A 10,631-nucleotide genomic window follows, 5' to 3' on the forward strand; every position below is an offset into this window, starting at 1 on the left:
CATGAGCCTACTTTTTTACACACTAAATTCAAAACACACAAACGCTTTTGACAAAGCTAGGTTTAACTTAATTTGGCGGGTAAACTATGTTCTTTCTATTCTTTTCGTTTTTCTAATACTTGCGTTCTTGGTACAAGGCGACCTAAAGTCCTTCTTCCTATTTACATTTTCATTATTAATTACTTCCGGCTCTCTCTACTACTTATTTAAAACAGAAAACTATAAGCCCATTTATTATTTCATTGTAATATCGGGGCTTACACTTTGTGCATTTTCTATCAATATATTTCAAACATTGATTCATTATGGAGATTTAGTTTGGCTAATTGTAGCAGTAGCACTGGGCTATTTTGGTTTGGGCTCAAAAATTGCAAAATATTTTTTGTTAGTTGCATTAGTTGAAATAGCAGTGCATATAGTTTTTTTTCTAAATAGCAATATTGAGAAAATGGCACCTCTCAATACTATTGATATGCTTCCGCTGATATTGGAAATATCAATTGCTTTCTTTATTGTTTTTTACATTATTTCTCAATACACAAGTCTATACACATCATCAGAACAAAACATTTTAGCAATAAATCGTGAACTTGAATACCAAAATAAAATTGTTTCCAAGCAAAATAACGATAAGGAACTTTTATTAAAAGAAATTCATCATCGAGTAAAAAATAATTTACAAATTATAAGTAGTTTATTAAATCTTCAATCCTACTCTATTGAAAATGAAACCGCGCTTTCTGCTATTAAAGAAGGTCAAAGCCGAATAAAAACAATGGCACTGCTACATCAACGTTTGTACCAAAACACGTCAGATTTTTCGAAATTAAACTTTAACGATTACGTAAAAGAGTTAGTAGATAACATTCGGAAAAACTATTCAGGAAACCAAACTAACGTTCAAATTTTAATAAACATAGACAACTTTTATTTCGATATTGACACAGCTGTTCCTCTTGGATTAATCATCAATGAACTTTGTAGCAATTCATTCAAATATGCTTTAGGTGCTGGAGGCAAACTAGAAATAAGCATCAAGCAAATAGCCGACAATAATTACATACTACGCGTTAAAGATTCCGGCTTAGGAATAGATGAAAGTAAAATAACTACACCCAACTCTATGGGACTAAAATTGGTAACCATACTCGCAAGGCAGCTAAAGGGCTCTTTAAAATATACGTATGACAGTGGAGCAAATTTTCTAATTTCATTTTTTGACACATCCCATCACACAACACAAAATGAAAATTAAAATACTAATTGTAGAAGATGAACTTATTATTGCCGAAGACATAAAAGTTATACTTGAAACATTAGGCTATGAAACAACCGGCATTGCATGTAATTACATAGAGGCTGAAACTTTGTTAAAAGAAAAAAAGCCAGACATTGTATTGGTGGATATTAATTTAGGCAATTCAAAAGACGGAATAGAACTTGCTGAGTATATTAATTATACTTACAATATCCCACTAATTTTTGTAACCTCTAATGCCGACCCATTAACGTTAGAAAAAGCAAAAAAAGTAAACTCTCATGGCTACTTACTAAAACCTTTTACAAAAGAAGATTTATATGCAAGCATAGAAATTGGTATTAGTAATTTTCAAAACCAGAGCAGCGCAAATTCAAAAATAAAAGATGCCATTTTCATAAGAGAAAATAATTTGTTTGTAAAAGTGTTGTTGCAAGACATATTATGGTTGAAGTCGGATGGTAATTACACTGAAATAATTACAGTTAATAAGCAATATTTAGCAAGAGGAACAGTAAAAATAACTCAGCAGGAATTAGACAGCCGTTTTTTACGTGTACACAAATCGTTTGTTATTAATATTAATCGTATAGATGCACTAGCCTTTGCACATGTAGTTATAAATAAACAAGAAATCCCTATCGGCAAGCAATATAAAAACGAGTTGATGAGCCGTTTCAATACATTGTAATAGATTCTCAACTAAACTTATATACAAATGCCTGAAGTTTTTTTGTATAACTTATTCACTCTGTTTGGTGCCATTCGCGTTGCGAAAACTATTTGAGGGTGTAGCTATTTTAATTTTACACTACAAATTATAGTTCAGAAAAAGTTTCAGCTAAGAAATTTATAATACCTAAAAACTGACCGTTTACACCTTTTTAGCATCAACTTGTACCATTCTTTTGCAAAAGCCAAATAGGAATCAGATTTTGTAGTGATCGCAATTGCTAAATAACAATCAAAACAAAAAACATGCAAAGAAAAGTTTTCACACTCGTATCTTTTTTTTTAGCAAATGTAATACTTGCGTTTGCGCAACTGAACATGGTGAAAGATATTTATACTGGTTCTACCGGTTCAAGCACTAGTGCCATTATCGAATTCAATAGTAAGCTAATGTTGGTATCTAATACAGACTCAACTGGCACATCATTATTAGCCTATGACCCAATAAACGGGATGCAACTTGTTTTATCCGGTAATTCCGTAACATTTGGTAGTTTTAATATGGAAAGAATTCAAGTTTATAACAATAAACTATATTTTGTTTGTGATGATGGCGTTAATGGTAGGGAGCTTTGGTCTTACGATGGGGTAAATGCTCCTGCGATTGCCGCTGATATTAACCCCGGGGCAACTTCATCTAATCCACAATATCTTACTGTTTATAACAACAAGCTTTATTTTTATGCAAATGGCTCACAAGGTCCGGAACTACATAGTTTCGATGGCACCACTGTTTCTGTAATAGAAATTGTTCCTGGCTCAAATGGTCCTACTCCAATAGATTTATGTGTGTTTAATAACAAATTGTATTTTGCTGCCGACTCGTCTGTATTTAGTCAAAAATGGGCATTATGGGTGTATGATGGAAGCACAACTTCTATAGCCGCTAATATTAATACAGGAGGCGTTTCAGGTATACAAAAATTGAAGTCGATTGGAAATTATCTCTATTTCCAAGGATATAATACCACTACAAATAATCAAGTATGGCGGTTTGATGGAAATAATGCCTCTATGATCTCTACCAATATTGTTTCATTTCCTTTTACAGGCCCAGCTTTTACAGAATATAACGGAAAAATTTATTTCACTGCTTCGGAAGGTGTCAACGGGTTTGAATTATGGGAATATGATGGATTAGTTTCTCCTGTGCTTAAACACGATTTCAATTTTGGTTCTGCCAATGGGTCGCCATATTCATTTACCAACTTTAGTAATAAATTATTTTTTGGAGCTAATAACGGCTCTATTGGCAGCGAACTATGGAGTTTTGATGGTAATGCCCCATCATTAGTTGAAGATATAAGAGCAGGTTCAAGCAGCTCGAGTCCGTTCTTATTTACCCCCTTTAACGGAAAACTTTACTTTACCGCAAACGATGGCATAAATGGAAACGAACTTTGGTCGTACAAACCATGTGTACACACAAGTGCTATTATAGCACCAACTGTTTGCATTAGCTACACAAGCCCAAGCGGAAAAACAATTACAACCTCAACAACATTCAACGATACAATTGCAAACTCCATTGGATGTGATAGTATTATTACCATAAACCTTACCATTAAAAACCCTACAACACACTCGCTAACAATAGCCAATTGCTACAGCTACACTAGCCCAAGCGGAAAAGTAGTTACAAGCAGCTCTACATTTAATGATACAATTGCAAATACGGCAGGATGCGATAGTATTATCGCAATTAACCTAACCATAAAAAGCTCTTCTACCTTCTCCTTAAATGCATCTGCATGCGGTAGCTACACAAGTCCTAGTGGAAAAACAATTACTACGTCCTCTAACTTTAATGACACAATTACAAATTCATTGGGATGCGATAGTATAATAGCAATTAGCTTAATTATAAATACAGTGGATACAGGTGTAACGGTAGTAGGAAATACAATAACCGCTAATTTAGCAGGCGCATCTTATCAATGGCTTGATTGCAACAATAACTTTAGCCCTATTTCTTTAGCGACTAATGGAACATTTCAAGCAACGGTAAGTGGCAGCTATGCAGTTGAAATTACCACTAGCAGTTGCACGGACACATCGGCATGTAGCAGCATTGTAATTAATGGAATAACAGATTATACTAAATCTAATGTATCAGTTTGGCCAAATCCAGGTAGTGGCTTGTTTACTATAACATTAGAAAAAACAGCAAGTAGCACACAAATAGAGGTATTTAACTTCTCAGGTAAACTTGTTTTACTCAAAACAATAAAAAACACGAACCAAACAACTCTTGAATTAGAAGGAGCAAGCGGTTTATACTTCATAAAAACAACATCAGACAATACACCACCCTCTTGGGTGCGAGTTATAAAAGAATAATTGATATAAAAAAAGGGGAGGCTTCGCGTAATACTATGCGAAGCCTCCCCTTTTTTTTGATCTTTATGTAATTTCATAAAATCAATTATCTTAGCAACCTTTAATTAAAACAAAAAACATGTCAGAAATTAAACAAGGTCATCCAAAAGGGTTATACGTATTGTTTGTAACCGAAATGTGGGAACGTTTTAGCTACTATGGTATGCGCGCCATATTTGTGCTTTTTTTAACAAAAGCATTGCTGTACGACAAAGCATTTGGTAGCGATATTTACGGAAGCTACACCGGACTTGTTTATTTAACTCCGCTAATTGGAGGCTACATGGCCGATAGATACTGGGGAAACCGTAAGTCAATTATTATTGGTGGTATTTTAATGGCAATAGGTCAGTTTTTCATGTTTCTTTCCGGGTCATTTATTGAAAATATAGAATTAGCTCGTATGATTATGATGGGCGGACTTACCGCACTAATCGTTGGAAATGGGTTTTTCAAACCAAACATTTCTACCATGGTTGGGCAATTGTATCCTGTAGGAGATAAGCGTATAGATAGCGCATTTACCATATTTTACATGGGAATTAACTTAGGAGCATTCTTCTCTCCGTTGGTTTGCGGTTACCTGGGAGATACCGGGAATCCCGGAGATTTTAAATGGGGATTCTTAGCGGCTTGTATCGGAATGATTATTAGTTTGATTCTTTTTCTTTCACTTAAAGACAAATACATTGTAACACCCGATGGAAAACCAATTGGAGCAGCTCCTAATAAATCAAGAGAAACTAAAGACATTGATACAACCGCTGAAGTAAAATCAGAATTTACTTCAGGGCAAATTGCATTGTGGACAGGTATTGAAGTAGGATTATTTACGCTGTTTTACTTTTTAGATCAAGGCATAATTGGTTCCTTCATTTTCTCTCTTTCTATTGCAGCTCCCGGGTTTATTATATCCGATAGAAGCTTGACTAAAATTGAACGCGAACGTATTTGGGTAATTTATATTGCGGCATTCTTTGTTATTTTCTTTTGGGCCGCATTCGAGCAAGCTGGAGCAGCTTTAACATTCTTTGCTGAAGAACAAACCGACAGAGTTTTGTTTGGAAGTACAATTCCGGCAAGCTATTTCCAATCCATCAATGCCGTGGCAATTGTAATATTCGCTTCACTATTTGTGGCACTTTGGGGCTTTTTAGGAAAACGAAATATTGAACCTAGCTCTCCGTACAAACAGGCAATTGGCTTGTTTTTACTTGCTTTAGGGTATTTCATCATTGCATTAGGCGTAAAAGGAATTGATGCATCCACCAAAGTAAGCATGATATGGCTGTTTAGCTTATACTTAATTCACACCTTTGGCGAGTTATGCTTATCTCCAATCGGTTTATCTATGGTAAACAAATTAGCTCCTATCAAATTTGCTTCGTTGTTAATGGGTGTTTGGTTTTTATCCACAGCGTCAGCCAATAAATTCGCAGGTACATTAAGCTCTTATTATCCGGAAACAATGGTTACTGTTTCCGCTATTGAAGCAGAACAGCAAGCAAACAACGTTACGCTGTGCAAAGTTTTAGACAAAGCTGAAGAAATAAATGGAACTAAATATGTAAGCATAGATGCTGTATCGTTCGAAGAAGTGAAAGATGAAACTGTAAAAACTGGAGTTGTAAAAAATATTTTTAAAGATTCTGTTATAAAAGAAAAATCGTTTGCAGGTTACAAAATTGATAGTTTATACTCCTTTTTTATGTTATTTGTATTCTTAGCAGGAGCGGCCTCTGTATTCTTATTTTTCCTATCTAAAAAATTAACAAAAATGATGAACGGAGTTGTTTAATATGGAATCTTTTTTAGGATACAAAACAGGCAACCCAATTCATTTAGGGAATATAGAATTTACCAAGCAGCAAATCATTGATTTTGCTACTCAATTCGACCCACTTGACTTTCACACCAACGAAGAAGCGGCAAAAGCTACTCCTTTTAAAGCACTTATTGCAAGCGGACCACAGCTGTTTACTACCATTCACAAAAACAAATGGATCCCGCTTTTTGGTAAAACAGTTATTGCGGGAATGGAAGTTACCAACTGGAAATTTGCCAAACCACTCTATGCTAATCAATTAGTGGCTTGCTATGTAACACCCAAAAGCCTGAAAGGCAGTATAGAAAAGGGATACGCTGTAATTGATTGGTTTTACGAGTTTAAAGATGCCGAGTCGCAAGACTACATTCAATACCTAAACATGGTAGTAATGCACAAATTTTCGTAAATTTGTATTGTTATTGGCAATATAATTAATGAAAAAATTCAACATCCTTGTACTTTTTATTGCATCAGGCTTTGCGCTGTATGGTATTTGGGGCTTTACACAAACTCACTCCTCAGAAAAAAATCCAACACAAAGCCAACAAATCAAGTGGATTACGTTTGAAGAAGCAATAAAGCTAAACCAAAAGCAACCTAAAAAATTTATTATTGATGTTTACACCAACTGGTGTAGCTGGTGTAAAGTGATGGATAAAAACACGTTTACAAACCCTGTTATTATTAAGCATATCAACGAATACTTTTATGCGGTTAAATTAAATGCAGAGATGAAAGACACTGTTCGATTTAACGATGTAGTTTTTGTAAATCCTAATCCAGAACAACGTAGCTCTGTTCACCAACTAGCTGCAGCACTTTTAAACAACCAACTATCTTATCCAACAACAGTATTTCTTGATGAAGGGGTAAACATGTTAAGTCCTGTACCAGGCTATTTAAAGCCACAAGACATGGAACCTATTTTAAATTTTTATGGCAAGAATCATCACAAAACAACTAAATGGGAAGATTTTACAAAAACATTCAAAAGTGAAATTGCGCCATAAGAACTACAATATTTAATATTCAAAAAAAAGTGCTCTTTCTAAACAATAAAAACTCATCTTACAATACTTCAGGCGTAGCCTGTTACCACCCATGCTTTTAGACTTATTAATTACAATGTCTCTTGTTTTGCTAAACGGCTTCTTTGTGGCGGCCGAATTTGCTTTTGTAAAAGTGCGAGGTTCACAACTTGATATCAAAGCAAACCAAGGAAGTAGCAGAGCAAAGACAGCAAAGCAAATGTTGGAGAATTTAGATGCATACATTTCAGCCACACAACTAGGTATTACATTGGCAAGTCTTGCTCTTGGTTGGATAGGAGAATCAGTAGTTGCAAAAGTTATCATAAAAACCATGCATACTATTAATATTGCCATCAGTCCGGAAATGGTTCATACTGCGGCAATTCCAATCACATTTGTATTCATTACAGTTTTACACATTGTCCTTGGCGAACAAATACCAAAGTCCATAGCCATTCGACATGCGCTTAACACAACATTATTTGTGGTTGTGCCCATGAAATTATTTTACACCGTATTTAAGCCATTTATATGGACTCTAAATACCATTTCTATTCGCTTAATAAAAATGCTTGGGCTCGAATCGGCCGATGGACAAAACATACACAGTGAAGAAGAGATAAAAATACTGCTTACCGAAAGTGAAGAAGGTGGCGCCATTAAACGCTCGGAGCATGAACTGATACAAAACGTATTTGATTTTGACGACAGAACTGTTAAACAAGTAATGGTTCCTCGAAATAAAATCTCTGCTATTAACATAGAATCTACCAACCCACAAATCATTGAAAAGGTACTAGACGAAGGCTATTCAAGACTTCCTGTTTATAAAGATTCAATGGAAAATATTTTAGGTATTGTCTATACAAAAGATTTACTTAAAACATTTAAACATCAAAATTTTAGTTTAAAAGATATTATTCGCCCAGCATATTTTGTGCCCGCAAGCAAAAAAATAAATGAATTATTGCGAGAACTTCAAACGCAACATATCCAAATGGCCATTGTTACCAACGAGTTTGGCGGCACGTATGGCTTAATAACCATGGAAGATATTATAGAAGAACTTGTTGGAGAAATTCAAGACGAATACGATGAAGAAAAGCCTATCGTAGAAAAGAAGAGCGAAACAGAATACATTGTAAACGCTCTTACTGCTATTACAGATGTAAACGAATTCCTTCCAATTTCATTGCCCGAAAATACGCACTACGATACAGTTTCGGGAATGGTTAATTATATTTTTGGCAGAATTCCTGCTCTTGGCGAACAACGAATTTTTGGTGGTTATGAAATCACTATTCTAAAAAGATTTAAACACAGTGTTGAATTTGTTCGCTTTAGAGTAATTGAAGAGAATGAACAAGTTGAAGAGAAAAACCAATAACTTTCAGCTTGCCAATTTTTATGCATCCCAAAGATATTTCCATTAAAGATTTTTGGTACGATTTACCAAACGATAAAATTGCTGCATACCCCTTAGAAGAGCGCCACTCCTCAAAACTACTTATCTATAAAAACGAAACCATTACCGAGAGTACCTACAAAAATATTGCAGATTATTTAGAACCCAACACTACCCTATTCTTCAACAACACAAAGGTTATTCAAGCGAGGCTATTGTTTAAAAATAAAACGGAAGCAAACATCGAAATTTTTTGTCTCGAACCAAGTAACGAATATCCCGATATAGCTAAAGCCATGAGTAGGCAAGGCCAAGTAAAATGGCTGTGCATGGTAGGTAAAGCTGCAAAGTGGAAAGACAAAACACTTTCACTACACATAAATGATTGCAGCATTACAGCAGAAATTATTGAAAAAACAAATGACACCTACTTAATTCATTTTACATGGCAGCCCGAACACCTCAGCTTTGCAGAGATTTTAGACACAGTTGGCGCAATGCCAATACCACCTTACCTAAAACGGCAATCTCAAGCAATAGATACAACGAGATACCAAACAGTGTATGCTGAAGAAAAAGGCTCGGTTGCTGCCCCTACAGCCGGATTGCATTTTACAAATCACATTTTTTCAGAACTAACTAAAAAAAACATTTCGTGTAATTTTTTAACACTGCATGTAGGAGCAGGTACATTTAAGCCTGTAAAGGCTGCTACTATGGAAAACCATTTTATGCACGAAGAATGGATAGATGTATCAATAGATACTCTTGAAAAAATAAAAGAAAGCAATCCTACCAAAATAATTGCAGTTGGCACAACATCCTTAAGAACCCTCGAAACCATTTACTGGATGGGAGTTAAAGCACACATAAATCCAACTGCAACACTTGCCGAATTAGAAATAAAACAATGGGATGTATATGAAATAAATGCACAAGATACACTCTTAGACATCGCTATTGACTCACTAATTAAATGGATGCAAACAAACAATACAGTTAGGTTAATTTGCAAAACACAAATTTTAATTGCCCCACCCTATCAACTAAAAACAGCCTATGGCATTGTAACAAACTTTCATCAACCCGAAAGCACTTTATTGTTGCTAGTTGCAGCCGTAGCAGGTAAAAACTGGAAAAAAATATACGAACATGCCTTGCGGAATAACTATCGCTTTTTGAGTTATGGCGATGGAAGTCTGTTGTTTAAACCCTCCAATTAAAATAAAACACTGAATAACAAACAGTTGCTGTTTTATCAAAAAAATATTTTTTTGATAAAAAGCAGTATTTTGTGGATTTTATCAAATTTTAGATATACATTTGTTGCTTATTAATTATTTTTTAAACATGAATATTTACATCGGAAATCTTGATTACAACGTAAAAGACGCACAACTTCAAGAACTTTTTGCACAGTTTGGTGCAGTAACATCAGTTAAAGTTATTACTGATAAAATGACTGGTAGAAGCAAAGGTTTTGCTTTTGTTGAAATGCAAAATGACGAGGATGCTGCAAGAGCAATCTCTGAATTAAATGGCAAACCAATTAAAGAAAGACAAATCACTGTGTCTGAAGCTAAACCAAAAGAAGAAAAAAGAGAATTTAAACCAAGAAGATCTTTTAATAACAACAATAATAATAGATATTAACAATCTTAATACTTCTCAAATAAAAAATCCCGCAAATAGCGGGATTTTTTATTTATATATAAGGCTTAAATATCAAAGGACGTACTTATCGTCTCGATTAGAGAAGCGTATTCCACTAGCGTAATTTTCCACAAGCACAACAATCAAAAGAACATCTTTCATTTAATGTAATAGCCGTAACTAAGCTGAAGTTAAGTATTTGTGCTTCTGGGCTTAGTCTTTGTGCATAAGAACCGTCCTTTTCACTTTGTAATATGTAAACATAATAAGGCATAAAAAAAGTCCCTTGAGGGGACTAACTTAATGGTGCGGAGAGGGGGGGATTCGAACCCCCGGTACAGTTTA

The 10,631-nt window shown here is 34.7% G+C and carries 9 protein-coding genes; all 9 read left to right on the top strand.

The genetic code is table 11. The annotated features are described in order from the left end of the window. Position 1 precedes the first annotated feature (1 nt). The 9 genes from J0M08_12240 (at position 2) to J0M08_12280 (ending at position 10,286) form a co-directional block, all read left to right on the top strand. Positions 2–1,255, top strand: a complete 1,254-nt coding sequence (locus J0M08_12240) for a sensor histidine kinase (protein ID MBN8703828.1) — start codon at positions 2–4, stop codon at positions 1,253–1,255. Continuing rightward, positions 1,245–1,949 carry a response regulator gene (locus J0M08_12245; GenBank protein ID MBN8703829.1) on the top strand — a complete coding sequence of 235 codons (705 nt, stop codon included), beginning with the start codon at positions 1,245–1,247 and terminating at the stop codon, positions 1,947–1,949. The genes J0M08_12240 and J0M08_12245 overlap by 11 nt, the downstream gene beginning before the upstream one ends. Positions 1,950–2,236: 287 nt before the next feature. Then, a complete protein-coding gene (locus J0M08_12250; GenBank protein MBN8703830.1) occupies positions 2,237–4,330 on the top strand; it encodes a T9SS type A sorting domain-containing protein in 2,094 nt (697 codons plus the stop codon). Positions 4,331–4,448: 118 nt separating this feature from the next. After that, positions 4,449–6,167, top strand: coding sequence for a peptide MFS transporter (locus J0M08_12255; protein ID MBN8703831.1), 1,719 nt, complete (start codon positions 4,449–4,451; stop codon positions 6,165–6,167). Position 6,168: 1 nt separating this feature from the next. Beyond that, the gene (locus tag J0M08_12260) at positions 6,169–6,603 is read left to right on the top strand and encodes a hypothetical protein (GenBank protein MBN8703832.1); all 435 of its coding nucleotides are present in this window, start codon (positions 6,169–6,171) and stop codon (positions 6,601–6,603) included. 28 nt (positions 6,604–6,631) lie between these two features. Further along, positions 6,632–7,207 carry a DUF255 domain-containing protein gene (locus J0M08_12265; protein MBN8703833.1) on the top strand — a complete coding sequence of 192 codons (576 nt, stop codon included), beginning with the start codon at positions 6,632–6,634 and terminating at the stop codon, positions 7,205–7,207. 91 nt (positions 7,208–7,298) lie between these two features. After that, on the top strand, positions 7,299–8,615 hold the full coding sequence (locus tag J0M08_12270; GenBank protein MBN8703834.1) for an HlyC/CorC family transporter: 1,317 nt from the start codon (positions 7,299–7,301) through the stop codon (positions 8,613–8,615). 20 nt (positions 8,616–8,635) lie between these two features. Continuing rightward, positions 8,636–9,856 (top strand): S-adenosylmethionine:tRNA ribosyltransferase-isomerase, encoded by a 1,221-nt coding sequence (locus tag J0M08_12275; protein ID MBN8703835.1) that lies wholly within the window; start codon positions 8,636–8,638, stop codon positions 9,854–9,856. Between the two features lie 127 nt (positions 9,857–9,983). Then, positions 9,984–10,286: an RNA-binding protein gene (locus tag J0M08_12280; protein MBN8703836.1), complete on the top strand. Its 303-nt coding sequence runs from the start codon at positions 9,984–9,986 to the stop codon at positions 10,284–10,286. The last annotated feature ends 345 nt before the right edge of the window (positions 10,287–10,631 follow it).

The sequence above is a fragment of the Bacteroidota bacterium genome, assembly GCA_017303975.1.
Classification (GTDB): Bacteria; Bacteroidota; Bacteroidia; order JAFLBG01; family JAFLBG01; genus JAFLBG01.